At 46.1% G+C, this 25,419-nt stretch carries 22 protein-coding genes and 2 pseudogenes; 21 read left to right on the forward strand and 3 right to left on the reverse strand.

What is annotated here, in order from left to right:
* Positions 1-112: 112 nt before the first annotated feature.
* The 14 genes and pseudogenes from SNR34_RS12940 (at position 113) to SNR34_RS13005 (ending at position 9,636) form a co-directional block, all read left to right on the forward strand.
* The gene (locus SNR34_RS12940) at positions 113-511 is read left to right on the forward strand and encodes a hypothetical protein (RefSeq protein ID WP_236421557.1); all 399 of its coding nucleotides are present in this window, start codon (positions 113-115) and stop codon (positions 509-511) included.
* Between the two features lie 23 nt (positions 512-534).
* A complete protein-coding gene (locus tag SNR34_RS12945) occupies positions 535-738 on the forward strand; it encodes a hypothetical protein (protein ID WP_236421558.1) in 204 nt (67 codons plus the stop codon).
* A gap of 48 nt (positions 739-786) precedes the next feature.
* A complete protein-coding gene (locus SNR34_RS12950) occupies positions 787-1,314 on the forward strand; it encodes a hypothetical protein (RefSeq protein ID WP_486182057.1) in 528 nt (175 codons plus the stop codon).
* An 837-nt stretch (positions 1,315-2,151) separates the two neighbouring features.
* Entirely contained in the window at positions 2,152-3,075 is a 924-nt protein-coding gene (locus SNR34_RS12955) for a hypothetical protein (RefSeq protein ID WP_486182058.1), read from the forward strand.
* A 10-nt stretch (positions 3,076-3,085) separates the two neighbouring features.
* Positions 3,086-3,475 carry a hypothetical protein gene (locus SNR34_RS12960; RefSeq protein ID WP_236421562.1) on the forward strand — a complete coding sequence of 130 codons (390 nt, stop codon included), beginning with the start codon at positions 3,086-3,088 and terminating at the stop codon, positions 3,473-3,475.
* A 473-nt stretch (positions 3,476-3,948) separates the two neighbouring features.
* On the forward strand, positions 3,949-4,767 hold the full coding sequence (locus tag SNR34_RS12965) for a hypothetical protein (RefSeq protein ID WP_486182059.1): 819 nt from the start codon (positions 3,949-3,951) through the stop codon (positions 4,765-4,767).
* A gap of 70 nt (positions 4,768-4,837) precedes the next feature.
* Positions 4,838-5,206, forward strand: coding sequence for a hypothetical protein (locus tag SNR34_RS12970; RefSeq protein ID WP_236421548.1), 369 nt, complete (start codon positions 4,838-4,840; stop codon positions 5,204-5,206).
* A 375-nt stretch (positions 5,207-5,581) separates the two neighbouring features.
* Complete coding sequence (locus SNR34_RS12975; protein ID WP_486182060.1) at positions 5,582-5,935, forward strand: 1,4-dihydroxy-6-naphthoate synthase; 354 nt, start codon at positions 5,582-5,584, stop codon at positions 5,933-5,935.
* A 56-nt stretch (positions 5,936-5,991) separates the two neighbouring features.
* Positions 5,992-6,294, forward strand: coding sequence for a hypothetical protein (locus SNR34_RS12980; RefSeq protein ID WP_486182061.1), 303 nt, complete (start codon positions 5,992-5,994; stop codon positions 6,292-6,294).
* A gap of 112 nt (positions 6,295-6,406) precedes the next feature.
* On the forward strand, positions 6,407-6,889 hold the full coding sequence (locus tag SNR34_RS12985; protein ID WP_486182062.1) for a hypothetical protein: 483 nt from the start codon (positions 6,407-6,409) through the stop codon (positions 6,887-6,889).
* A 224-nt stretch (positions 6,890-7,113) separates the two neighbouring features.
* Positions 7,114-7,449, forward strand: a pseudogene (locus tag SNR34_RS12990) (SUKH-3 domain-containing protein); the annotation flags it as partial.
* A gap of 269 nt (positions 7,450-7,718) precedes the next feature.
* Complete coding sequence (locus tag SNR34_RS12995; RefSeq protein ID WP_486182063.1) at positions 7,719-8,210, forward strand: SMI1/KNR4 family protein; 492 nt, start codon at positions 7,719-7,721, stop codon at positions 8,208-8,210.
* A 47-nt stretch (positions 8,211-8,257) separates the two neighbouring features.
* Positions 8,258-8,724 (forward strand): annotated as a pseudogene (locus SNR34_RS13000) (DUF6985 domain-containing protein).
* Positions 8,725-8,913: 189 nt separating this feature from the next.
* Positions 8,914-9,636: an Imm3 family immunity protein gene (locus SNR34_RS13005; RefSeq protein WP_486182064.1), complete on the forward strand. Its 723-nt coding sequence runs from the start codon at positions 8,914-8,916 to the stop codon at positions 9,634-9,636.
* Between the two features lie 76 nt (positions 9,637-9,712).
* Here SNR34_RS13005 and SNR34_RS13010 read toward each other — a convergent pair whose 3' ends face one another.
* A complete protein-coding gene (locus SNR34_RS13010) occupies positions 9,713-10,792 on the reverse strand; it encodes a bifunctional 3-deoxy-7-phosphoheptulonate synthase/chorismate mutase (protein ID WP_236416751.1) in 1,080 nt (359 codons plus the stop codon).
* A 528-nt stretch (positions 10,793-11,320) separates the two neighbouring features.
* Between SNR34_RS13010 and SNR34_RS13015 the strand changes: the two genes are divergently transcribed.
* The 3 genes from SNR34_RS13015 (at position 11,321) to SNR34_RS13025 (ending at position 15,985) form a co-directional block, all read left to right on the forward strand.
* Entirely contained in the window at positions 11,321-12,304 is a 984-nt protein-coding gene (locus SNR34_RS13015) for a LacI family DNA-binding transcriptional regulator (RefSeq protein ID WP_339277882.1), read from the forward strand.
* 158 nt (positions 12,305-12,462) lie between these two features.
* Positions 12,463-13,959, forward strand: coding sequence for a glycoside hydrolase family 32 protein (locus SNR34_RS13020; RefSeq protein ID WP_486182065.1), 1,497 nt, complete (start codon positions 12,463-12,465; stop codon positions 13,957-13,959).
* A gap of 31 nt (positions 13,960-13,990) precedes the next feature.
* Entirely contained in the window at positions 13,991-15,985 is a 1,995-nt protein-coding gene (locus SNR34_RS13025; RefSeq protein WP_486182450.1) for a sucrose-specific PTS transporter subunit IIBC, read from the forward strand.
* A gap of 425 nt (positions 15,986-16,410) precedes the next feature.
* On the opposite strand, the gene SNR34_RS13030 is transcribed toward SNR34_RS13025, so the two are convergent.
* Both SNR34_RS13030 and SNR34_RS13035 read right to left on the reverse strand, forming a co-directional pair.
* On the reverse strand, positions 16,411-17,310 hold the full coding sequence (locus tag SNR34_RS13030) for a manganese catalase family protein (protein ID WP_339277885.1): 900 nt from the start codon (positions 17,308-17,310) through the stop codon (positions 16,411-16,413).
* 212 nt (positions 17,311-17,522) lie between these two features.
* Positions 17,523-19,247: a cellulase family glycosylhydrolase gene (locus SNR34_RS13035; RefSeq protein ID WP_486182066.1), complete on the reverse strand. Its 1,725-nt coding sequence runs from the start codon at positions 19,245-19,247 to the stop codon at positions 17,523-17,525.
* Between the two features lie 363 nt (positions 19,248-19,610).
* On the opposite strand from SNR34_RS13035, the gene SNR34_RS13040 reads away from it, so the two are divergent.
* From SNR34_RS13040 to SNR34_RS13055, 4 genes are all read left to right on the forward strand, one after another.
* The gene (locus SNR34_RS13040) at positions 19,611-21,050 is read left to right on the forward strand and encodes a 6-phospho-beta-glucosidase (protein WP_339277887.1); all 1,440 of its coding nucleotides are present in this window, start codon (positions 19,611-19,613) and stop codon (positions 21,048-21,050) included.
* Between the two features lie 384 nt (positions 21,051-21,434).
* Positions 21,435-22,265 (forward strand): BglG family transcription antiterminator LicT, encoded by an 831-nt coding sequence (gene licT / locus SNR34_RS13045; protein WP_339277888.1) that lies wholly within the window; start codon positions 21,435-21,437, stop codon positions 22,263-22,265.
* A gap of 212 nt (positions 22,266-22,477) precedes the next feature.
* Positions 22,478-24,364 (forward strand): beta-glucoside-specific PTS transporter subunit IIABC, encoded by a 1,887-nt coding sequence (locus SNR34_RS13050; protein ID WP_486182067.1) that lies wholly within the window; start codon positions 22,478-22,480, stop codon positions 24,362-24,364.
* A gap of 161 nt (positions 24,365-24,525) precedes the next feature.
* Complete coding sequence (locus SNR34_RS13055) at positions 24,526-25,152, forward strand: SMI1/KNR4 family protein (RefSeq protein ID WP_236416763.1); 627 nt, start codon at positions 24,526-24,528, stop codon at positions 25,150-25,152.
* Positions 25,153-25,419: the final 267 nt, after the last annotated feature.

Raw genomic sequence — 25,419 nt, forward strand, 5'->3', positions numbered from 1 at the left:
TGGCGACAGGCCGCATGACGTTGCTGAAGGTTCGGCTGCGGAAGCGAATTTAGCTCAGCTAGATATTGCCGGAATGGCGCTTGGAGGCAGCTCGCTAGCCAAGAAGGGCACCATGAAAATCAACAAATCGGGAACTAAGTCGGACCACGGGGATGGTTCGGGGCCAAAAGGTTTCCTTCATGGAAATGGGGATAACCCAGACAATCCCGCCGCTGTAATAAAAGATGGGAAATTTAAGACCAATGCAGCATTATCTCCTCCATCTCTAAGTGAGTTGGGCGAACTTATTGCCAAAACAGTTGGGAAAATGACCGAAGGTGCTGCGGCTAGTGTTCCGTGGCGTATTAGGTACATGCAACTACCCAACGGTGGAAACGTGCCAGTAATTATGAAGATTGACAATCATGGTTCTTCAGGTAATAGTAAACACTCAAAGAGAGAGTCTGAGGGAACGGGTAAAGTTAAAATATCTATAGGAAATGAAAAGAAATTTAAAGAACATTATCGCTAATAAAAAGGGGATATTTGGAATGTGTGCTTGGTACGAAATACTCTAGTGATGCAGATATCCCAAATTTCCTAGAAGATTTATCAAGGGCAATTAATGATGTGACATTTGAATATGTAGGTAAGGCTTCGTATAAACATGGTTTTGAGGGCAATATATATCGAACTAAGGATTATACACTAATTACAAAATATGATGGAGAGTTTGTGACAATATTAGAGCGTGGGTAAGGTATGGATTTAAACTTGATATTTTTAGAATAATGGAGGCAAAAGTATATGTTAAAGAAATTTGAAAATTTGATTCAAAAGAATTTGCTTAACAATGTTTATGTAACAGGCTTTCTTTCATTTGAGGAAAACGGTTCTGCTGAATTTTCTGCTATGTTAGATTTTTTATATTTTGAGTTTGGTGAACAAATCATAGAATTTCAATCAGTTGAGCAGAATTCAAAGCTGAGGATATCAATGGTTGACAAAGTAAGATACGAATTTGATAAATTTGAAGACGATGTAGTTTGCAAGAGTAATGTTAGTGAAATTGTACTAACAAAGTATGATTCAGAAGATAACAAAGTTATAAATGCTTGTTTCTATGGTTTACAAATAAATGAAAAAAGTCTAGTTTGTGATGCGTTACATGTGAAATTATTAAATGGACAAGATATTTTTATCGATCCTACGTTCAACTTTGGTATTAATGTAGGCGGATTAGAGCAAAAAAAATATTGGGAAGAAGACTATAAAGAAAGAATCCTACCAAGAGTGGGTTCGTTTCCAAAAAAGACATATATTATTTTTAATTGATAATTATGGAGATAAATAAGGTGAGAACTCACCTTTCCAAGTGAAGATCTTGCTTAAAAAAGCGTACGATACAACCTCCAAACCACAATGCAATATAGCCGCTCGTACTGTAGTTTTCTTTTGCCTTTGTATCAACTCCCACCCAGTACCGAATAGGTCGGGCGGCTGATTCTAATCAGACATAACCCATGTAATACTCGTATAAAGATTTCTCCTACACCAAATGCTTTAATTTTATAGCCTAAATAACGCTCTCCGATACATCAAACAGGTTGATTATGGTCAAATACCATCATAATTGACCTTTTTTTGTTATCTTCGTCTAGCATATTTTCAAATTTACTCGCAACTTTTAGAATGGGCCCCCCGATAGGGAAAATGAAGTAGCATATAATCGCATCTTTCAGGATAGATACCACCGATATTAAGAATAGAGGCGGATAGAACGAAAGTTTTTTCATATCGTCCGTAACTTAACTGAACCTTTCAGCGATTGTTACTTTGAAGAAAGTAACGCTGGTGATGGCCAGTTAACATAGAACAGACAGGGAACGTATAAGGGTAGCCACCTGTCCCTAATAAAACCCAAAATTCATCAAAAAATTCGGGAAAGGTGGCACATGAAGGGAGTTACTGTATCCATCGGCCGTATTGTCGTTCACTTTATAGACGTGTACTTGGACTTCTTCAATGAGTTCCATAAAGAATCTGTCACTATTACAGGGTTAGGACGAAGGTGGGGAGGAATTTTAAAAGAGATACTTATCCAGATACACGTTTCAAGTATTGATCATCGATTCGCAAATGCTGATCGCCGAGTTTAACGTTATATTTGGCGTGGTAGCCATTATTGCGGCCATCCCGACAGGCGGAAGCTCCTTGTATTTGTTGGCTGCCGCGGATGCGGCTCTAGGTGCGGCGATGATCGTCGTCAATGTCAAGAAACTGAATGATTTAAAGAACGGGGATGCGTATACGAACCCCACGTTCTTGGGTATGGACCAGCAGCTGCTGGACAACCTGGGCGTCGCCCTGATGCTTGTCAACCTCGCCATCTTGGCCAAACATGGACTCAATAAAGCGGCAGACAAGCTTGTGAATAGCAAAAATATGTCCGCGCTGGACGAGACATGGACGACATGGAAGCAGCAGACTAAAGATCGTCTGAACAAAAGCGTAGACGATATCACGGATTATGTATCTGATTCGATGGAGCGGATACGAAATACTCGTTTTGGCCCGGAATTTGCAATGGATGGACCAGCTGGCGTCTACTTCACGAAGCCGAAAAAGCCAATTCCACCAAATAGCCAGCAGCAGCGTTTTTGGAGTGAAATGGAAGCAGGCAAGGATGATTTAGCGAAGGTATTGGGTGAGGGAACGAGTGAAGTTAGTGAAGGGTGGCTAAATCCGAAATGGAAATGGGGAAATCCAGCAAGCAGACCTACCTATGGGCACTCTTTTTTGGATCATGGAAAGAAAGTAACTGATAGGCAACTAATTGACAGAGCTAGAACCGAAGGACACCAGATTGGAAAATGGCTAGATGATCAAGTTGCAGCGGATTTTGTAGCTGAAATAGCGAAAAGAGGCCCAGGAGCTCACTATGTAGATCTTCCGTCCAATGTGAAAGGACGCTGTTTTTTGCCTGATGGTACAGAAATTGTTCCAGATCGAGCTATGGTGGTTGTAAAAAAGGATGGGAGTTTAACAACTTGTTACCCGTATAGCAGTATGTATCCAACGACTAAACCAAAATAGTGGAGGAATTATGGAAAACAGCCCTAAATATATTACTAAATCGGCGAGGGAATCTCTTATTGAAAAGTTAGGGTTGCCTGAACCAGATGAATTTTGTCAAGATTGGCATTACATTGTAGCAGACACATCTCGTATAGAAGAATTTCTTGCATTTTATGATAATAATCTACTTAATATCGAAGAAAAATTTGCTCTTATGGTAATTATTGTGGCTTCATATAATGATTATCTTAGTGAAAATGAATTTAGTCCTTTGATCTGGAAAAGAATCAAGAATCTTCTTGAAGAAGATAGACAGGTCCATGTGAATACAATTTTATATTGGTCATTAGAGGGTGAAGATTTGGAAGATTGTTTTGCAATAACACGTTTCATGAGAGAAATAGAAGCTAACATTTAAGAGAAGAAGCTTGTTAGACATTTTTTCGAAAAAAATAGATTTCAAGCTAGCATGGTGGTGAATAAACCCATCTTCAACTAACAACACACTTAACCCATATTATCCATTTCGGTTATATGCACATCAAATGCTAATTAACCTGAATAACGCTACTCCGATACATCAAACAGGTTGATTATGGTCAAATACCACCATAATTGACCTGTTTTTTTGTTATCTTCGTTTCTTGCGTTTTTTTAAATTGCTCGCAATTGTAGAATAAGTCGCCCCGATAGGGAAGATGAAATAGCAATAATCGCATCTTTTAGGGTAGATGCTACCACTATTACGAGTAGGGCGGCCAAAACGAAGGTTTTTTCATATCGTCCGCAGCTTAATTGAACCTTTCAGCGATTGTTACAGCGAAGGAAGAATTCTGCTAACGTGCAGTTGACATAGAACACTCAGGGACTTATAAGGGTTAGCCACCGTTGTTGGCTGACGCGGATGCGGCTCTCGGTGCGGCGATGATCGTCGTCAATGTCAAGAAACTGAATGATTTAAAGAACGGGAATGCGTATACGAACCCCACGTTCTTGGGTATGGACCAGCAGCTGCTGGACAACCTGGGCGTCGCCCTGATGCTTGTCAACCTCGCCATCTTGGCCAAACATGGACTCAATAAAGCGGCAGACAAGCTCGTGAATAGCAAAAATATGTCCGCGCTGGACGAGACATGGACGACATGGAAGCAGCAGACTAAAGATCGTCTGAACAAAAGCGTAGACGATATCACGGAGTATGTATCTGATTCGATGGAGCGGATGCGAAATACTCGTTTTGGCCCCGAACTTGCAACGGAAGGACCAGCTGGCGTCTACTTCACGAAGCCGAAAAAGCCAATTCCGCCCAATAGCCAGCAGCAGCGTTTTTGGAGTGAAATGGAAGCAGGTAAGGATGATTTAGCGAAGAAGTTGGATGAGGGGACGGGTTATTCTGCACAGATACCTCGAACAGGAGCAAAATGGAATGATTACTACAAGAGCAAATATGGAGACGGAAATTTTACATGGGTAACAGAGTTAAAATCTTATGATGATATTTTAAGTAATCCCAAAGCTCTATGGAGTAAATCAGCTGATGAAGTTGGAAGAACTCTTGGAGATGGATGGACGAAAGGTACTTATGGCTCAGCAGGTACTGGATGGAAATTCACAAACGGCGATAAGTCTGTGCTCTATCCCCTAGGAGGAGGGGGACATGAAGGGTCATACATTGGTTTCTCAAGTGGCAGACAGGCAAAGTCAAGGTAGTAAGAACTGATTATAAACCGTTACCCGGGGATAAGGCTACAGTTATTCAAAAATAAAGGGGATATGTTTAATGGGAAAAATATCCACAGGAAAACTGTTGGAGCTATATGTAGATACGATTGATAAATGTGGAACATACCTGCTAAGTGAGGATGATACGGTAATTGGCTACAATATCTTTGAAGAATTCGATACAGGAGTAATTTCATTTTTACACGTTGATGTCTTACAAAGACTTAATGATGCCGGACTAATTAGTGATGAGATGGTGTATAAAAGTTCTATCTTAAGAGACTTAGTTCTAGAATTACAGCAAGGCGATGAGTGGAATGTTAATGCGGTTAGAAATTCACCAGATTGGAGGAGGGTACTTGAACTATCTGATGAAATCAAGGGTTACTTGGTGGCTGATAAAAAAGCCCTACCCAGTGCCGAATGAACCACTCATTCAACAAATAATACATCTAACCCATGTAATACCCATATAAAGAGTTCTCGTTTCAGGTTGCAGGCCCATCAAATGCTCTAATTTTCAACCTGAATAACGCTCCTCGGATACATTAAACAGGTTGATTATGGACATATACTACCGTAATTTGACTTGTTTTTGTTATGTTCATCTTCTCACAGTTTTTTATTGCAACTGTAAATTACGCCAAGATGATAGAAAGATGAGAAGGTGATATGTTACATATTTGATAATCGTTAGCATGTAAGTGATGATAAAGTTGTTCAAGGCAATCACATTTTGCACCACCCAAATGATCTGAGGTGATTTCATTGGAAGAATATTATTTTTTTTACTAAAATTTTCTTGGATAGCGATGTTGATAAAGAAATGTTGCTAGATGCAGTCTCAAACATTGTTAAGGGCACTATTAGTGGTTCAAGCATATTGACGAAGCATTCAGAAATAATTATTTTCAATAACAGTGATTTCGATAAAGACAAAATAAACCAAGGAAATGATGGCTTTCTATATTACAAGTACTACCTAGAAATTGAACCAACTGAAAATGGGGGTGAAGTTAACTATGTATTAGAAATATCCAATCTGCTGACAAAGTTATGGGATGCTGATTTTAAAGCAATAGCATCGTGCGATTTTGAAAATCTCCTACCAAGAAAAGGCGGTTATAATTTTGATGGCGAGTACTGTTCTACGTGAGGGACGATTTTCCCAGATTACGTGTTACAACCATAATCATTTTGGAGGTCAACTTTATGTTTTACGAAAAAGTACGAGCGGTTTTAGGGGCACGTGCGTTGCTAGACGATAACGATCCTATGATTAAACAAAAGTGGACAGAATTAATTGAACTCCTTAGTACAGATGAGAGTTTAACCTTAGCTTTTTTGAATCAATGTACCAAAACTGAAATTTCGTTTCTAAGTGAAGTATTTGAAGAGGTTGCGTATAATTTGCAAAGCGGAAAATTCATTGATCTATTATATTTGTTAGATGAAAGGTATCCAGATTTAGACTTAAATAGCCATATTCAAATCGCTGAAAGTTATATGGTGTAAACAATTTTGAGAATTTTCTACTCGGACAATTAGAGTGTCTGTAAGATAGTCCTTGTAAACTCTTAAACCAAGTAAAATGGAAATGGTAGAAAGGTTGGAGAGAGTGAGAAAAATGTATCTTGAGAATGCAATAGAAAGAATAAATAAAGTGAACTGGACAGTAATTGGTACAGGAGGTATACGAGAAGATGCAAAATTAATGGCAGAGTTTTTGAGGAGAATGGCTGCTTTTTCTTTATCTTACGACGTAACTCTTCAAAACCCCTTTGTCATTGATATTGCTGAAGAATTAGGCTTCCAAAACAATATAGATACTGAAAAAGTTTATTCCAAAGAAACACTAGAATATTTGAATAATAACATGTATGCAAATTGTTTAATTAAATCATATTTAAAATTATCAGCAATATCAGATGAAAATAAAGAAGTTCAAAAGTATTTAGATATTTATGATCCAATAATAAGATTATTTGAAAAGGGCGTAAATTTTATAGTTAGATCAGGCTTTATTGATGTAACTAATGTTGGATCCTTTCCGGTTAGTAACTGGTTAAGTCGTTCACAAAATGAACCTATTGATGTTAATAATATATAGAGAGTCTTATATCTATTGAGTAATCATCGTCTACAAAAGGAAGAAAAAGAGACGTGACCTTAGAATTTGTATTCCTTGAAAATATTGATAATTTATCTTTCGCGATAAATATTAAATCTGATAAGTTCATATTTATGTGTGGAAACTGTTAGCTTATGTTAGCAGCTTTGTATCCATTATAGAAGCTCAAAGGGGAAGAACGATGATTACGTTATTTTCGAGGGGCTATACAAGTTCTAAAAGAATGTGGAGGGTTAAAAATTCAATTCAAGAATCCTCGAAAACCAGATCAATATTTAACTTTGAATACTGATCCTGAACATGCAGGAGAATCTATTTTTCGTGAGCTTGTCACAAGATATGAGGAACACTGTAATGAATCATTTATAATTCTAGGGGAAATCGCTTCTATTGATATGACATGGTATGTTGGTTCATCAGGAACATTTTACGGAGGTAATGATGATATTCTTATTTATTTAGGAGATACCTTCGAAGAAGCTTTATATCATGTTGTTATGGGTGCAAACCTAGACATGATAACTATAGATAGTGACTGAACCTGTATAACTTGCACAAAACATGGAGGCTACGGATTCAGAAAAATATAATTTGCATTAGACGTCTTTAGGTTCGCATAACAAACGATTTTCTGCACTGTCAATCGTCGCTGTCGGGGAAAACATCTGCTGGGTAACAAGAAGCCACGACGCCAAAAGGTATTATCGAATGATAACCTTTGTGGTCTGGTTGTGGGAATGGCGATGTGCAAGAGGTTCTTGCGTGCGATGGATTCGAATTGCACTCAAGTAGTTAGGTGAAGTAAGGGGTGAAGAAAGTGAGAGTGGATGTGAGTACAATTGTCTTTCCATTGCCCACCGATGAATTATTAGACGAAGTGGAGCGAGGCTTGAGAATTTCATTTCCTGAAACATATAGGAATTTTATCAAAGAAAATAATGGAGCTGTACCACACACAAACGTGTTTAGTTATAATCAGCATGAATATGTGATTGAAAAATTTCTTTGTATATTGAATGACAGCGAGTCTGATCTGACGAATGGTTGGTATGATGTCGAAGTTGTTATTACACAATTAAGTGAAAGATTAACTGATGATGAAGATTTAGTGGGGATACATATCGTTCCTATTGCAGCGTTATTTTCAGGAGATTTTGTTTGTTTGGATTTTAGAGAGACTGAAGAGCCCACTGTCGTAATCTGGTTTCATGAAGAGTCAGAAGAATTTTCTCCTGTAACACAAAAGGTCGCTTCAAATCTATCTGAATTTTTCGGAATGCTAACAGAGGAAGAAATGTGACTACATGAGGAGAGTTGATTTTAAGAAATAGAGGAGGAAATCATTTCATGAAAATTTATGATGTGGTGTTTGGCGAACTCGACTATGATTATATTTGGTCCAAGGATACGACTATGAATTATTTTGGGGTTAAGACTCCAATAACCCTTATTATTGAAGGAGATGAGGACGGGGTATTCGATGATGATCAATATTCGGCGTACCAAAGTTTAATGGAAGATTGGGAGGAAATACAACAGAATTTACTGCAACCTATTTTAAACTATTATCTACAAAAACGTCATGAGTTAGGCTATGACATAGCTTTTAATGAAAGTTATCCTTTCGTGGATACAACTGAGCAATTAAAAAAATGATGACCTTAGATAGTATTGTTGTTTCGTATGGAGATCTTAATAAAGAACGGGATATTGGATTTCTTTTTAGTTGTACGTGGGATTCAGAAAATGGCTTAGGCATTCGTTTATTAGATGAAAAAGTAGTTGATGTAGGATACCAAGATGTTGCGATATAAAACTTAGGGTGAACTCAATTCAGATATTTGAACTAAGACTTATTGAGTTTTACTGAATCGGAGAAAGGCGATGTTGAATGAGAACCAAATTGTGAAAGACATTCGAAATGCCCTCAAGAGCAATCAATTCGATAATATACAGGTTATGTTTGAAAATTTAAGTTTATCTAAAGAAGGAAGGTCAGTCTAATGAAACGTAACTATGAAGCATTATTCGGCTCATTTTATCAAAGGTATCTGGATTGGAAAAATGAAGAAATGAGTGACGCTGAGGCACTCGCCATTACATACGATGCTTACTATAGCATAATGAATAGAGGCGAAATGGAGAAAGCTGTCGTGAACATTGCAGCAGCAACAGTGTCATTAACACATACCAAGGTCTATTGTAAATTTAAAGTGCATGTCATGGAGCAGCTTCTTTCCTTAAATAAGGAAAAACTTCGTAGTGTAATACAGACGGATGAATACAAGGATATCGTTGAACGTATGGAAAAAGTCCTTGAAAAGTTTGAAGACATGGCAATAGATCAGAGTGAATTCGCAAGATGGCACTATTTTGAAATGGAGAAAGCAGTGAAAGAGTGTTTCGCCATACTCCTGAACGTTACTAGAGATGAAGATGAGTTAGTTGGGAATGTCCTGAATCGATTTGAACGTGATTGTAATAATACGCCTTCTGAAAACATGGTGATAAAAACAACCCTTGCAGAGTTGATAATTAGACATCGAATCGAAGTCAAAGATCAGTTTGCCCGTATCAAGCGTGAGTTGGAACGGTTCGATATACATAAAGTCGGTCAAGACTTAACTGAATTTGAAAAAAAGGACTTGTCGCTCCGGATCGGAGAGATATTAGGCTTGAATGGACCGTTTGAGAATACTAGATTTGATGATAAAAATCAGATTTGATCCTGAGCATTTCAAATTAGGATGAACCGCCTCTGTCTTTATTGGACGAGGCGGTTCATTTCTTTTAAAACCCAGTCTACCCCTTCAACAGCCCCGACTCCCTCACGGTGGCGAGGAACTCGTTGAACTGCGGGATGTTCAGCTGCTGCGCTGCATCGGAGAGAGCTACGGCCGGGTTCGGGTGCACCTCCACCATGACGCCGTCGGCGCCTGCGGCGAGAGCGGCTTTGGCGCAAGGGGCAAGGATGTCTTTGCGGCCCGTGGAATGCGTGACATCGACAAGCACCGGCAGATGCGTTTCCTGTTTCAGGATCGGCACGGCCGAAATGTCGAGCGTGTTGCGCGTTGCTTTCTCATAGGTACGGATGCCGCGCTCGATCAGCATGACTTGTTTGTTGCCGCGGGAGACGACGTACTCCGCCGCATGCACGAACTCGTCGATCGTCGCCGCCAGACCACGTTTCAGCAGGATCGGAATGTTGACATCGCCTGCAGCCTTGAGCAGCTCAAAGTTTTGCATGTTGCGCGCGCCGATCTGGATGACGTCGATGTAATCGCCGGCAAGCTCGATATGATCCGGGTGAACGATCTCGCTGATCGTTTTCAGGCCGAACTCATCGGCAACTTCCTTCAGTATTTTCAGCCCCTCAATGCCAAGTCCCTGGAAATCGTATGGCGAGGTGCGCGGTTTGAAGGCACCGCCGCGCATGACGCTGATGCCTGCGGCCTTGAGCGCTGCAGCGACTTCGCGCACTTGTTCGTAACTCTCGACCGAGCAAGGCCCGGCGATCATGATTGGCGTTCCCGCACCGACCTGCACGTCGCCAATGGAGACGATGGTATCCTCTTGCTGGTTTTTGCGGCTGACGAGCAGATGTTTTTTGTGTTCGTCGACTTGCAAATTCAGCGAAGCCTGGAAGATTTGCTTGAATAAGAGCTTGATCGCATCGTTATGGAACGGCCCCGGATTGGCTGCGGTCAGTTCCTCCAGCATTTCTTTTTCACGCACAGGATCGAATTTGGGCACGCCTTGTTTTTCTTTGATTTGCCCGATTTCCTGCACGACGCTGGCCCGTTCGGACAACAGGTGAAGCAGGCCGTGGTTGATTTCGTTCAAGCGGCTTCTTAACGTTTCGAGCTCGGTATTCTGTTCCATGGACAATGCACTCCTTCGACATTTGGATTGGTTCTGATTCGCAAAAAACAAAAAAAGCCCTTCATCCGCAAGGGACGAAGAAGCCGTGGTACCACCCTAATTAGAAACGGCAGCGCTGCCTTGCAGCGAGCTGTTTCTCACTTAACCTTTTAACGCAAGGATACGGATTGTCCTAGGAGCTGTAGAAACCCTGAAAAGGTTAGCCCTTCAGCAATCGGCTCGGGAGTGAACTTCGGCGGCATGCTGCTTTCGGGTGCTTTCAGTCTCCGGCACCGCGTCCCTGTGATGAACATGTAATCCGCGTACTCTTTCCGTCATGGCTTTTATAAAGTAATTTTATTCTGATCCCGTCAATAGGTGACATGAAATGAATTGAAGTCATAATAGCATGCTCCGGAATTGATCGCAAGATGACGGATTGACGCATTCATGTGATAAAGTAAATAGACTCATTCGCCATGGGACAGGGATTCGCAGTATAATATAAATAATGACGATTATTATGCAATTTCTGCAAAAGGGGTAATTATGAACAAAACGATTTCGGATATCGCCCAATTGGCGGGAGTCGCAAAGAGCACGGTTTCCCGGTTCCTCAACGGTGGATCGGTCAGCGAGGATACGCGCCAACGCATTGAGCGGATTATCAAACAATACAACTACGTTCCCAACACCTTTGCCCAAAGCTTGAAGGCCAAGCGGGCAAGCATCATCGGCACAGTTGTCCCGCGCCTGGACTCCTTTGCCACGTCCCAGACGCTGATCGGCATCGATGAGGAACTGCGCAGCAACCAATACCAGATGCTGATTGCAAACACAAGCCAGGACATGCAGCGGGAAATCGATGCCATTTACGATTTTGCCAGACAGAAGGTTTCCGGCATCATCCTGCTTGCAGCAGAGGTGACGGAAGCACATCTGAAAGCGGTGGACGACATCGCCATCCCGGTCATTTTGGTCGGACAGCAGCATGAACGGCTCCATAGCGTCGTACATAATGACGACCAGGCCGGTTATGAAATGGGCAAGCATGTGCTGCAAAACGGACATCGCGAGATCAGTTATTTGGGTGTAACCGAACGGGATCAGGCCGTGGGCATTCACCGGAAGCAAGGGTTTCGGCGTGCCATCGCGGAATGTCCTGGATGTAATGTAACCTACCATGAGTCGAGCTTTAAGATGTCGGAGGCAGCACATACGGCTGAGCAGGTGTTAAACAACGATAGGTCATCGATGGTTGTATGCGCAACAGACAATATTGCGTTGGCCGTGATGAAAACGGCTTTTGCCGCCAAAAGGCAGATTCCGCAGGATATATCCGTGAGCGGTTTCGGTGGATATGACATCACGGAGATGATCAATCCTGCGCTGACCACGGTACGATACCATTATACTCAGGCCGGGAGAATCGCGGCCAGCCACATTATCCGGCTTGTTGCGGGAGAACCGGTGGAGAAGTGCGCCGTGCTTGACGTGGAGCTGATTTCCCGAGAAAGCGTTGACAAATTATAAAAAAATCCTTTATGATAGTCCCATCGAACCGGTTCCAAACTTCTGCGGAAAAGCAGGAACCTTGAGAAGAATTCCTGATGGGATTATTTTTTTGCGTTGTTCGGAACCGGTTCCGTTCTTGGACGAAAACAGCAATGGCAAGGGTGGGAGTACTCGATATGAAAATGACCCGAGAACGGCTTTACCGTCGGCTTGAACAGGCCGATCCAGGTGAATTGCGCAAACTTGAAGCGCTCATCGCCGCATGTCCGTGGCGGCAGCAATATCATATTCAGCCCCAAACGGGGCTGCTGAACGACCCGAACGGTTTTGCCTTTTACCAAGGCTATTATCACCTGTTCTATCAATGGTTCCCGCTTGGAACGGAGCATGGCATGAAGTATTGGTACCACGTTCGCTCCAGTGATCTCGTGCATTGGGAAGACAGGGGAATCGGCATTCATCCGGGCGATCCACAGGATTCACATGGTGCCTATTCGGGCAGCGCCATCGAGAAGGATGGCAAGCTGATGCTGATGTATACAGGCAATACAAGGGATGAACGATGGATCAGGCATCCGTACCAATGCCTTGCGGTCATGGATGAAGATGATGTGGTGATTAAACGCGAAACCCCTGTTATCCCGGCCGTGCCGCCTGGATACACGGACCATTTCAGGGACCCGAAGGTATGGCAAGACGGAGAATGGTATTACTGTATCATAGGAGCCCAGCGCGAGAACGAGACCGGCTGCGCCGTGTTATATCGCTCGCACGACATGTTGGAATGGACGCTTTTGGGCGAGCTGCGGACGAATTTGAATGAATTCGGATATATGTGGGAGTGTCCGGATTATATGGAGCTGGATGGCCAGGGTGTACTGATTTTTTGCCCTCAAGGGTTGCAACCGGAAGGGGATCGATACAACAACATCTATCAATCCGGCTATCTCATCGGTGAAGCGTTCGATCCGGAAACGTTAACATTCAACCACGGCGATTTCAGGGAACTGGATCGCGGGTTTGATTTCTATGCACCCCAGACGATGGCAGCTCCGGATGGCAGACGCATACTTGTCGGATGGATGGGATTGCCCGATCTGGCGTATCCGACGGACGGCAGCGGTTGGGCGCATTGCCTGACGATTCCGCGGCAGCTGAGCATTAGAGACGACAAACTCATTCAACAGCCCGTCGATGAAATGGTGAAGCTGCGCATGACCGAAACGAAGCAGACCGTCGGCGTGACCCTTGAAAACGAAACCAGAACAATCCCTGGCTTCGCCGGCACGGCGTTTGAACTGGACTGCATCATTGACAGCTGCGATGCCGATCGTTTCGGTATCGAATTCCGCTCGAGCGAGCAGGAAAAAACGGTCATATGGTATGACCGGGCGGAGCAGAAGCTGGTGCTGGATCGTTCGTCGTCCGGGGCAGCGCTGGCCGAAGCCAACGGCAGCGTGCGTCGATGCTCTCTAAGCGGCGAAACGATCCGGCTTCGCATGTTCGTGGATACGTCATCGGTCGAAATCTTCGTGAACGAAGGGGAAGAAGTTTTCACGAGCCGGATTTTCCCAAGCCAAACGAGTGATGGCATCCGTTTCTTTGCCCACGGCGGCAGAGCGACATTTAAAGCAAGCAAGTGGGATTACGAGCATCAAAATGCAAAACGTTAAACAATCATCAGGCACGAAGGGAATGAATTCCATGTCCGACAATCAACAGATCGCTCGCGAAGTCATCCAGGCCGTCGGCGGCAAGGATAATATCGCATCGTTTGCGCACTGCGCAACCCGGCTTCGCATCATGGTGAACGACAAGGACAAAATCGACCAAAAACAGGTCGAAACCATCGACAAAGTCAAAGGTGCATTTTTTAACTCGGGGCAGTACCAGATCATTTTTGGCACGGGAACGGTCAACCGGATCTATGAGGAAGTGGAGAAGCTCGGGATCGAAGGCACATCCAAGGAAGATTTGAAAGGCCAAAGCAAAAAGCAGGGCAACGTGTTTCAGCGAGGGATCCGGACCTTTGGCGACGTGTTTGTGCCCATCATTCCGGTGCTGGTGGCAACCGGGCTATTCATGGGTCTGCGCGGCCTGCTCACCCAGAGCGAGATTCTGGCGTTGTTCGGGGCTACGCCTGATGATATTTCGCCAAACTTTTTGCTCTTTACGCAAGTTCTGACCGATACGGCCTTCGCGTTTTTGCCGGCACTCGTGGCGTGGTCTGCATTCCGCGTATTCGGCGGCAGCCCCGTGCTCGGCATTGTGCTTGGTTTGATGCTGGTCAATCCGGCGCTGCCGAACGCGTATGCGGTCGCAGACGGATCGGCAAAGGCGCTGCACATGTTCGGCTTCATACCGGTCGTCGGTTACCAAGGTTCAGTCCTGCCCGCCTTCTTCGTGGGCTTGATCGGCGCCAAATTTGAGAAGTTTCTCCGAAAGCGGGTACCTGAAGCGCTGGATCTGATCCTTACGCCGTTCATTACGCTTGCTGTCATGATCACGCTGGGTTTGTTCGCCATCGGCCCGGTATTCCATTCCCTGGAGGAATGGGTGCTGCACGGCACAACCGCCGTTCTGGATCTGCCGTTTGGCATTGCGGGGCTTGTGATCGGATTTTTGCATCAAATCATTGTGGTTACCGGCGTGCATCATATATTCAATTTTCTTGAGATACAATTGCTGGAGCGAACGGGTGCCAATGCATTCAACGCGATTATTACATGTGCCATTACGGCACAGGGGGCAGCTTGTCTGGCAGTTGGTTTGAAAACGAAAGATACGAAGTTAAAGGCGCTTGCCTTGCCTTCTTCATTCTCGGCTTTTCTAGGCATCACTGAACCGGCGATTTTCGGGGTCAACCTTCGTTTGATGAAACCGTTTATTATGGGTCTGGTCGGCGGCGCGGCAGGAGGCTTTCTGGCATCCCTGTTCCATTTGCAGGGCACGGGCATGGCGGTTACCGCGATCCCGGGAACGTTGCTGTACCTGAACAGCCAGCTGCCAGTGTACATTTTGACCAATGTAGTAGCGATGGGCATCGCGTTTGCGCTGACCTGGATGTTCGGTTACAAAAACAAGCCTGCAGCTTCGGAAAACGGATCTTCGAACGGCATGTCCGGTAACGAGGAGTCGATGGCAGATTCGGTAATTGCCTCGGACTCGGCATCCGCATCAGCTCCGTCACCTGTTCCAACAAACATGGAAAAAGTGCAGGTTGACACGATGGATATAGCGGCCCCAATCACGGGTCAAGCCGTTGCTTTGGCCACCGTTCCCGATCCGGCCTTTGCGGAAGGGCACATGGGAGAAGGAATCGCTATCGAACCATCCGATGGCAAAGTATATGCTCCGTTCGAAGGCACCGTGGCACATGTCATGCACAAAAGCAAACATGCCGTCATTTTAGAGCATGCGACGGGAGCGCAAGTGCTGATTCACGTCGGCATCAACACCGTTGGTCTGAAAGGAGAAGGTTTCACGCTGCACGTGAGCAATGGCGATCATGTCTCGAAAGGACAGCTGTTGTTGGAATTTGATATGGAGCATATCCGGTCAGCCGGATTGCCGCAAATCACACCCGTTCTTGTGCCTGGTGGGAACGAAGAGATCGAGAGTGTGACGGTTGCCCGATCAGGGCCGGTGCAGGCAGGGCAGGATACGGTGCTTATAGTCAAATTCAAGAAGACAACATAGATCAAGAGAACTTGTTCCTTAACGACAGAGACAGGTGTGGTGAGGCATCTAGACCTACAGTAAATGGAACTCATATTCCCGAAGGCAGGGCATGGTCATGCAGTGGACAATCACTGCATTGACCATGCCTTTTTTCTTTATTTGTCAAACTTGCCGCAATGCTGGGGGAAAGGGCTATATAAACCGCAAAAAAGATACACACGTTAACGGAGAGGCAGAACCAATCTGGAGAAGCGTAGCGGTCTAAAAGCTTTCTGAAGAAAGCTGCTTCGGAAGCATAGGCTTATCACCGGATTTTCCCTTTGAAAAAAGGGATATGAAAAAATCTGGGGATAACAGCGATCGGAAGATGGTACTGCACTCGCAGTGCCTTGTGTGATTGTTTAGTGCGGTTTATATAGCTGACCTCGTGCCTACGGCGCTGATTACAACCCCGCAGACCGTTTCAGCCGCTCCGCGATTTGCTGCAGGTCTTCCTGAGAGATGCCCGGAGCGAACTCTTCCGACAACTCCGGAAGTTCAGGGATGGGCCCGCTGTAACCGGGGAGCCCCGCATACGCTTCCAGTTTGCCGCCGTCGCGGGGATGGGTTCCTTTCCAGATCTGCGCAATCTGCTGGTAATCCTTGTCGCTGAACGTATACAATCTGCGGTGTTCGCCCAAGGCCTCCCATTTCCGTGTTGCATCGAACACGCTGTTATCGAGGTTCGGCACAGGCAGCATTTTGGTGACATCCACGCCGGTCGCAATTTCGAGCGCTTTTGCATAAGCCAGAATATGTACGCCGCCCCGGACAAGCAAATAACCGGTCATCGCCCTTGCCGTCGGATGATCCGTCATTTCGTACACTCTCATTTTGTGGGTCCTTGCATTGCATTCCAGAAAAAAGTTATGCAGCAGATCAACGATGAGATTGCCTGTGCTGGTTACGTAAGAGCCGTTCCAGGGTCTGCCCATGGAGTCATAAGGGAGGGCCGTTTGGGCCGATTCGATAAACAGGGAGGACATGCGAAGATCCTTGGTGTTGCGAAGCGGGGTCGCATCTGGATCGCCCGGCGAAGTCGTGCCGACGAGCATCAGGTTGATTGTGTTGGCCACGAGCTCCACATGCCCGAACTCCTCGGCGGTTATGCTGGCAACAATGTCGTAAAAGGGTCTCAGCTTGGTTTTGCCTCTGAAATTGAACGACTGGAACAAGTAATTGTTCAGCGTGGACATTTCCCCGAAACGCCCGCCCATCAGCTCCTGAACCGCAGAGGCTCCGTTAGGGTCGGGATTGCTGCCGATCGGTAGTTCGATGGCAAGACGGTCTACCCGTTTAAACATGCGTTTCCCTCCTTATGCGTAGTTACATTACTGTTAAGGTATGAACCACGACTTGTACGTTATGCGGGAGGCAGATGCATCAAGCCCGTTTCGTGCTGGGGGAGGGTGAAGAGAAAGTCGTTCCGCCAAAAAAAACGCTCCCACGGAACATAAGCTCCGAAGGAACGCTTTTGGCAAAAATATGCTGGGCAGCATCCTCTGCTTTGGTTGAATCAGGCGGGTTCGCCGACAATGCTTGAGCCTTTTTTCGTTATTTTGTACGATACCACATCGCCGTTCCAGAAATGGAACTTCAGAATGATTTCGCCATCGTTGGTTTCCTTGAAAAACGCCGGCTTCAGCTCGATGACCTGACGATCATAATCCGGGCTGAATGTGTAAGCGAACTCCTTGAAGGAGGTCCAGTTTTGCGGTCCGGCGATCTCTCCGTCGGTATAATTCGCTTCCATGGTAGCCAATTGGTTGCCGTTAAAGGCCACCGGAATGGCGAACGATTCCGTCGTACCCGAGGCTTTGCTCAATACAGGCGTGGTCCTCGAAATGATATGGAACGTCCAGTCGGCTCCGTTGTTGAATTTGGCCGTAAGCTTGGCATTAACACCAAGCTCGCCGGAGGACGCAAGCTGTTTCAGGAGGTCGGCCTTGAGCGTCAGCGTGTCGCCTTTTAGGGTATAATGCTTCACTTTGATCAGTGACGTGCTGCCGTTCGTGAGCGAACGAAGTTTGTTGCCGTTCAGGTTCAGCTTAATGGTTCTGTCTTGCACGGCTTCGCCTGCGTTCAGGTAAATCAGATCGGTCTCCGCTGTGGCGGAGCGGCCTTCCCAGCCAGCTTTCATGACATTGTACAGATCCGGGTCTGACCAGGTATAATCCGTACGGCTAAAGTGCTGTCCATTGTCCCACAGCATGGTCGTCATTTGTTTTTGATGCAGGTAATGGGCGATGAATTCGAAAAATTTGAGCTTTTCGCCTTGTTCGATGACGCCCGTATGCTGGTCGAAACCGAGCAGGCCGTATTCGCCGACGATGACGGGAATGCCTTTGGCCGTGAAAGCATTGTACACACGATCAAATGTATCCGTGATATCTTTTTGTACTTCTTCATTAAACGTCGTGTAACCGGCAATGTTCACGCTGAACGGCCAGAAACCGTAATAATGCACCGTTGCAATGATATGGGGATCATTCAATTTGGAGATCGTTTGGTTCAGCGCATCCAGATCGGCCTGGTTGGAGGACGTATGAAGCGTAGGCAGCACCAATGGACGATTGGCGTTGTTGGCGCCGGAAGATCTGACGATCTTATGGAACGAAGTATTTAGCTCGTCGAGCATTCGGTAGGCTACCGCCTCATTGGTTGTCCCACCTTCGGTGAAACGTGGTTCGTTGATGCTTTCGAACATCAGCTTGTTGGACGAATGCTTGAATTTTTCGGCGATTTGCGTCCATACGGCATTGTAACGGGCCAGTACGTTGTCGTGGTCTTTTTCCATGTAACTGACCCATCTCCATGAATCATGGTGAACATTGAGCATGACGTAAAGATTAGCATCCAACGCCCAATCCACAACTTCTTGTACGCGATTCATGTAAGCGGAATCAATTTTGTATTCAGGTGCTTCGCCGATATGGGCTTCCCAGGTCACCGGAATGCGAATGCTTTTGTAGCCTTGTGCGGCGATGTTCTGAATCAATTCTTTGGTGATGCGGGGATTGCCCCAAGCCGTCTCATCTTCGCCGACCGCGTCAAGGGAATTTCCGAGATTCCAGCCTGGTTCCATATCACTGACGTAAGCCTGAATTTTGCTCGGAGCTGCAGTTTCATTGGCACTGCTGTTTTCGGCGGCATCCGCCGAAGCGACGGCAGAAGAGAGAAGGGAAAGGATCATCGCCGTGACCAGGGTGAAGTTCAAAAGTTTGTTCCGTTTTCTTTTCATTCAATTCTGTCTCCTTTGTGGTATATGTATTAGAATGACTGAAAGCGTTTTCGTAATATAACGTAACATAATATGGAAGGGGAAAACACCTTTAAAATTAGTTATGATTTCATATAAAAATTAGTGGTTTTTGACATGGGTATTACACGTCCCGCCAATCATTGAATTGACAAGAGCCCTAAATCTTGGTACAGTTTTATGCAACCGCATAATGCATTCTGGGAATGTTACCGATATGGGCATAACCTGAGCTGGCTTGTTTACATGACATGTGTAGACACGCTGGTTCGGGTTTTTTTGTTGCCTGGAATCGGAAAGGCGTGGTTGGACATACTTCACGAAGAATCGAAAGGAGAACTGGGCATGAGCAATTTCAAATTTCCCGAAAACTTTCTGTGGGGAGGAGCTCTCGCAGCCAATCAAGCGGAAGGAGCATATCTGGAAGACGGCAAAGGACTAAGCATTGTGGACCTGCTGCCTTCCGGGGAGAATCGCAGAAGCATCATGAAGGGCAATGTGCCTGGATTTACGCCGCAGGAAGGAGAGTTCTACCCTTCGCACGCAGCCATCGACTTTTACCATCGTTATCCGGAGGATATCGCTCTATTCGCGGAAATGGGATTCAAAGCGCTTCGTGTTTCCATTGCGTGGGCGCGCATTTTCCCAAGCGGGGAAGACGCGGCAGCGAATGAGGCCGGACTGCAGTTTTACGACAACCTGTTCGACGAAATGCTCAAGCACGGCATCGAACCCGTCGTGACGCTGGCTCATTTCGACGTGCCGGTTAACCTGATCGAAAAGTACGGCAGCTGGAGAAATCGCAAGCTGGTTCACCTGTTCGAAACGTATGCTAAAACCGTATTTACCCGTTACAAGGACAAGGTTAAATACTGGATGACCTTCAACGAAATCAACATGCTGCTGCATTTGCCGTTTCTGGGGGCAGGCCTGGCCTTTAAAGAAGGCGATAACGTCAAAGAAATCCAATACCAGGCGGCTCATCATCAGCTGGTCGCAAGTGCGTTGGCCGTCAAAGCATGTCATGAAATCATTCCGGGCGCCATGATTGGCTGCATGCTGGCAGCGGGCAGCTTCTACCCGTATACATGCAATCCGGAAGATGTGTTCCAGGGCATGGAGAAAGACCGGGAGTCCTACTTCTTCATCGACGTGCAGTCGCGCGGTGAATACCCGGGTTATGCCAAACGTTTCTTTAAAGATCACGGCTTAAACATCGTCATGGAAGCAGGCGATGCCGACATTTTGAAAAACCATACCGTGGATTACATCGGATTCAGCTATTATTCCAGCCGTACGACAAGCACCGATCCCGAAGTGGTCAAAAACATGACCAGCGGCAACGTATTCGGTTCCGTCGCGAACCCGTACCTGCAAAAATCCGATTGGGGCTGGACCATCGATCCGAAAGGTTTCCGGATCACGGCCAACCAGCTGCATGACCGTTACCAGAAACCGCTGTTTGTCGTCGAAAACGGTCTTGGGGCCAATGACGTCGTGGCGGCCGATGGCGAAATTCACGACGATTATCGCATTGATTACCTGAAGCGGCACATTGCCGAGATGGGCGAAGCGATTCAGGACGGCGTCGATATTATCGGTTATACGAGTTGGGGACCGATCGATATCGTCAGCGCCTCTTCCGGCGAGATGAAGAAACGCTACGGTTACATCTACGTGGATCGCGACAACGCCGGTAATGGGGATTTGAAGCGGATCAAGAAGAAAAGCTTCCATTGGTACAAAAAAGTGATCGCATCCGGGGGAACGGATCTGGAGGCATAGGCGATCGCCGGTTCAATTTGGAAGGTTCGTCGTACCTGGCGAATCTTCCGGGTTTCGGACTTCCGGTGAAAGCGTTGACATCCTTGCGAGTTCGCGCTATACTTGACGCAATTATATCGTTATGGGATTGTTACTACACAAGTGTAGGCAAAACCTAAGCATCCAAAAGCAGATGTCGGAGGCTTTTTCAGGCATTTCGGCCGATCTTGGTCTCATGGGTTTGTTTTCCCGTGCAGCGAGTTCGCCGCGCCGTATGAAAGGTTACGACTTGCCGCGAATGACGTTCGCCTGAACGTTTTTTCCTTTGCGATGCTTGAGGTTTTTTTTGCGTGCCCGGGTAACGATGGTTTGCAGTTACGAGTGGATCGTGAATGGGGGATGGAAGTGAAAATAGCCAAGGTCATCAACAACAATGTAATCAGCATCTATCAGGCAGACGGGGCTGAGCTTGTCGTTATGGGGCGCGGAATTGCCTTCAAGAAAAAGCCGGGAGACAGAGTAGACGAGACCCGCATTCAGAAGGTGTTTGCCCTGAAGAACAAGCAGACCTCCGACAATTTCAAAATGCTGCTGCGCGAGGTTCCGATCGAGCTGGTCGAAATCGTCGAAGAGGTCATCACGCACGCGAGAGATAACATGGGCAGAAACCTGAATGAAAACATCTATGTATCCTTGACGGACCACATCAATTTTGCGATAGAACGATACCGCGAAGGCGTCGAGATCAAAAATGCGATGCTTTGGGAAATCAAACAGCTGTACAAGTCCGAATTCGCGCTTGGACTGCGTACGCTGGAACAGATCAAGTCCCGGCTCGGGTATGAGCTTCCGCAGGACGAAGCGGCCTTTATCGCGCTGCATATCGTGAATGCCGAAATGAATGAAGAAGTCGTGACCACGATGAACATGACCAAATTCATTCAGCAAATTATCAATATTGCGAAATACCATTTCAAGATGGAGTTCGATGAGGAATCGCTCAGTTATTACCGCTTCATTACCCACTTGAAATTTTTCTCGCAGCGTGTGCTGAACGGAACGCATTACGACAATAACTACGACCACTTCTACGACATGATCAAGGAGAAGCATCGGGAAGCGGCGGCATGCACGGAAAAGATCGAAATGTTCGTCAAAAAGGAATATGACCACGAGCTGACGAATGAGGAAAAGCTGTATCTGACCGTGCACATTGAACGAGTGGTTAATCGTTAATAAATAATTGTTGACAGAAATGGTTAAATAATTATATTATGTGATTAACAGGAATTAAATACGATTGAACTGGGATTGTTACTGGTTATGCAGGCAAAACCTAAGCCATGAGAAGGTGTATGCTCGTTTGGGCACCTTTCTTCAAGGCTTAGGTTTTTTGCGTGCAAAAAAATCGAAATACGCCTGTCGCAGAAAACATGGGGGTGCAGAGGATGAGTCATGAAAAGCTGGCCAAAGAAATCGTACAGCTGGTCGGTGGGGAGAAAAACGTCGTTTCCCTGGTGCATTGCGCAACGCGTTTGCGGTTTGTACTGAAGGACGACGCCAAAGCCGACAAAGCAACATTGGAAAAAACGGAAGGCATCATTGCCGTGAAAGAAAACGGAGGACAATTTCAAGTCGTCATCGGCAACACGGTGCCTGAGGTGTATAGTGCCATCGGCAAAGTCAGCAACATTCTGGACGATGGCGATTCCAAAGAAAAAAAGGGCAAGTCCATTAAAGGCCTTGGTGGCATTATTGACGTCATTTCGAGCATCTTTGCTCCACTGCTCGGCGTTATGGCCGGAGCCGGGATTTTAAAAGGGCTGCTGCTGATTGCCACCAACGCCGGCTGGCTCGCAACGACGGATACAAGCTACATCATTCTATACGCGGCTGCGGATAGCCTGTTTTATTTCCTGCCGCTGCTGTTAGCGGTTACAACTTCGCGCAAGTTCCAGGGCAACACCTTTGTCGCGTTGACGATCGCGGGCGCACTGATCTATCCGACCATCATTACGTTAAAAAATGAAGGCACGCCAACCGACTTTTTCGGCATTCCGGTGGTCCTGATGAGTTATTCATCCACGGTCATTCCGATCATCATTTCGGTTATCGTGATGAGTTTCCTGGAGAGATGGCTGAACAAAGTCATTCATCAAAGCGTCAAAAACTTCATTACGCCATTGCTGCTGTTAGTGATTATGGTTCCGCTGACGCTGATTGCGTTCGGACCGTTCGGCGTATACGTCGGTAATGCCATTGCATCTGCGCTGGTAGCCGCATTTGGTTTCAGTCCGCTGCTGGCTGGAGCGGTCATGGGTGCGGGCTGGCAGCTGTTCGTCATCTTCGGCGTGCACTGGGGCCTGGTGCCGATCTTCATCAACAACGTTGCGGTTCACGGCCGCGACGGCATCAAACCTGCCGCAACGGCATCCGTATTCGCCCAAACGGGCGCGGCTTTTGGAGTCATGCTTAGAACGAAAAACAAAAAGCTGAGAACCCTGGCCGGGTCCTCTACGCTCACGGCTCTGTTCGGCATCACCGAACCGGCCATCTACGGGGTAACGCTGCCGCTGAAACGGCCATTCATCGCAGGTATTATCGGCGGAGCGATCGGGGGAGCGATCATCGGCCAAGCGGGAACCCAAGCGTTTGCATCCGGTGCGCCGGGACTGCTCACGCTGCCGATCTTCTACGGTCCAGGCGGACAAGGCTTCCCGGGCCTGATTATCGGGATCGTCGTTTCCTTTATCGTTTCGGCCGTATTGACGTATATTATGGGCTTCAAAGATCCGGTGGAGGAAGAAGCGGCCAAAGGCGAAGCAGCCAATAAATCCGCATCATCCGCACAAGCATCGACATTGACTGCTGCGGCAGACCAACTGGTGCTTAGCCCGATCCAAGGTACGATCGTGGATCTGGCGGAAGTTCCGGACCCGGCATTTTCATCCGGAGCGATGGGTCAGGGCGTTGCCATCGAGCCAAGCGTGGGGAAAGTGGTTGCTCCGTTCGACGGAACGGTAACGGTAGCCTTTAAGAAGAAACACGCATTGGCGGTCGTATCCGACAGCGGGGCTGAAATCCTGGTGCATGTCGGCGTGGACACCGTCAAGCTGGACGGACAGCATTTTGTGTCCCATATCAAGGAAGGCGACCGTGTAAAGGCAGGAGACCTGCTGCTCGAGTTCGACATCGCACAGATCAAGGCTGCCGGATACCATACGGTTACGCCGATTATCGTCACGAATTCTGCAAACTATGAACAAGTATTGCCTGCAAGCACGGGAGAGGTTCAGACGCAGGAGCCGCTCTTGAGCCTTCACGCTTCGAAATAGTTAGCATCTCAAATGTACAGCCATTTCCTAACTCGACAAACTTCGGTTTGTTCGGTAGGGAATGGCTTTCTTTATTTGGAAAACGTGATATCATTCAGAAGACCGCTTCAAGGTTGAATCATCTAGCAACTGGACTATTTTACATAAAGGGAGCTATTCTAATGAAGGAATACTTACAAAACATCGAACAGTGGTTAAGTGCGAATGCAGACAAGATTATTGAAAGTTCGTTGCAACCTCCGGCAAGCGAGCTTCAACTGTTAGAATTGGAAGCTGAACTAGGGAAAGCTTTGCCGAACGACTTTAAGCAGCTTTATTTGTGGAAGAATGGATTAACGGACGATGAAAATCTAGGCAGCTTATTTTATGGAATGGACTTTTATCCATTAGATCGGGTTAGGCAAGAATTTGACAGAAGAAGGGAATCTGACGGGAACTCCAATTTTGAACTGTTGACCGTCGACAAGGAGATTGATCCTTCCAACATGTATAATTCCGATTGGCTGCAGCTGGGCTTTGACGGATCGCACACCGGGTTGTTTCTGGATTTAGCACCCTCGATAGATGGACAATATGGACAGGTTATATTCATTGATGATGAATACCGCGTGGGGATTCTGGTAGCATCTACGATTAGAGAACTGGTAGCCCACTTCTCAAATGACCTCGTGAATGGACTATATCGTTTGGATGACGACGCATTGGATGAAGAGAATCATTATTTGGTGCCCGATGGGAAAATCAGCCTTGTGAACTGGAAAAATAGCGAAAGATGGGCTCGTTCATGAACGGCTTTTGACTTTTTTTCGCTGGAAAAATATAATATAGTTATTATTTCAATTGACATACGGAAGGAGCATAGACCGAAAATGACACATGCGATGAGACTGCGTTTCCTGACTTTGACCCGCTAATTAAATATGGTCAAGGCTCTGTTCGTTTGATCGGATCAGAGTAAACGGGATCAGTCTGTCCTTTTTTTCGGAAATGCTCATTTTAAATATAAGGGATAACGATGTCTTATTCCCGTTTACGTTGAATCGCAGGCGATGGCT

This window comes from Paenibacillus sp. XP01 (assembly GCF_057364885.1).

Bases quoted from the DNA above. Each gene is read 5' to 3' on its own strand.
- SNR34_RS12940 (WP_236421557.1), top strand. From the start codon at position 113: ATGAAAATCAACAAATCGGGAACTAAGTCGGACCACGGGGATGGTTCG.
- SNR34_RS12950 (WP_486182057.1), top strand. From the start codon at position 787: ATGTTAAAGAAATTTGAAAATTTGATTCAAAAGAATTTGCTTAACAAT.
- SNR34_RS12960 (WP_236421562.1), top strand. From the start codon at position 3,086: ATGGAAAACAGCCCTAAATATATTACTAAATCGGCGAGGGAATCTCTT.
- SNR34_RS12970 (WP_236421548.1), top strand. From the start codon at position 4,838: ATGGGAAAAATATCCACAGGAAAACTGTTGGAGCTATATGTAGATACG.
- SNR34_RS12980 (WP_486182061.1), top strand. From the start codon at position 5,992: ATGTTTTACGAAAAAGTACGAGCGGTTTTAGGGGCACGTGCGTTGCTA.
- SNR34_RS12985 (WP_486182062.1), top strand. From the start codon at position 6,407: ATGTATCTTGAGAATGCAATAGAAAGAATAAATAAAGTGAACTGGACA.
- SNR34_RS13005 (WP_486182064.1), top strand. From the start codon at position 8,914: ATGAAACGTAACTATGAAGCATTATTCGGCTCATTTTATCAAAGGTAT.
- SNR34_RS13010 (WP_236416751.1), bottom strand. From the start codon at position 10,792: ATGGAACAGAATACCGAGCTCGAAACGTTAAGAAGCCGCTTGAACGAA.
- SNR34_RS13015 (WP_339277882.1), top strand. From the start codon at position 11,321: ATGAACAAAACGATTTCGGATATCGCCCAATTGGCGGGAGTCGCAAAG.
- SNR34_RS13020 (WP_486182065.1), top strand. From the start codon at position 12,463: ATGAAAATGACCCGAGAACGGCTTTACCGTCGGCTTGAACAGGCCGAT.
- SNR34_RS13025 (WP_486182450.1), top strand. From the start codon at position 13,991: ATGTCCGACAATCAACAGATCGCTCGCGAAGTCATCCAGGCCGTCGGC.
- SNR34_RS13030 (WP_339277885.1), bottom strand. From the start codon at position 17,310: ATGTTTAAACGGGTAGACCGTCTTGCCATCGAACTACCGATCGGCAGC.
- SNR34_RS13035 (WP_486182066.1), bottom strand. From the start codon at position 19,247: ATGAAAAGAAAACGGAACAAACTTTTGAACTTCACCCTGGTCACGGCG.
- SNR34_RS13040 (WP_339277887.1), top strand. From the start codon at position 19,611: ATGAGCAATTTCAAATTTCCCGAAAACTTTCTGTGGGGAGGAGCTCTC.
- SNR34_RS13050 (WP_486182067.1), top strand. From the start codon at position 22,478: ATGAGTCATGAAAAGCTGGCCAAAGAAATCGTACAGCTGGTCGGTGGG.
- SNR34_RS13055 (WP_236416763.1), top strand. From the start codon at position 24,526: ATGAAGGAATACTTACAAAACATCGAACAGTGGTTAAGTGCGAATGCA.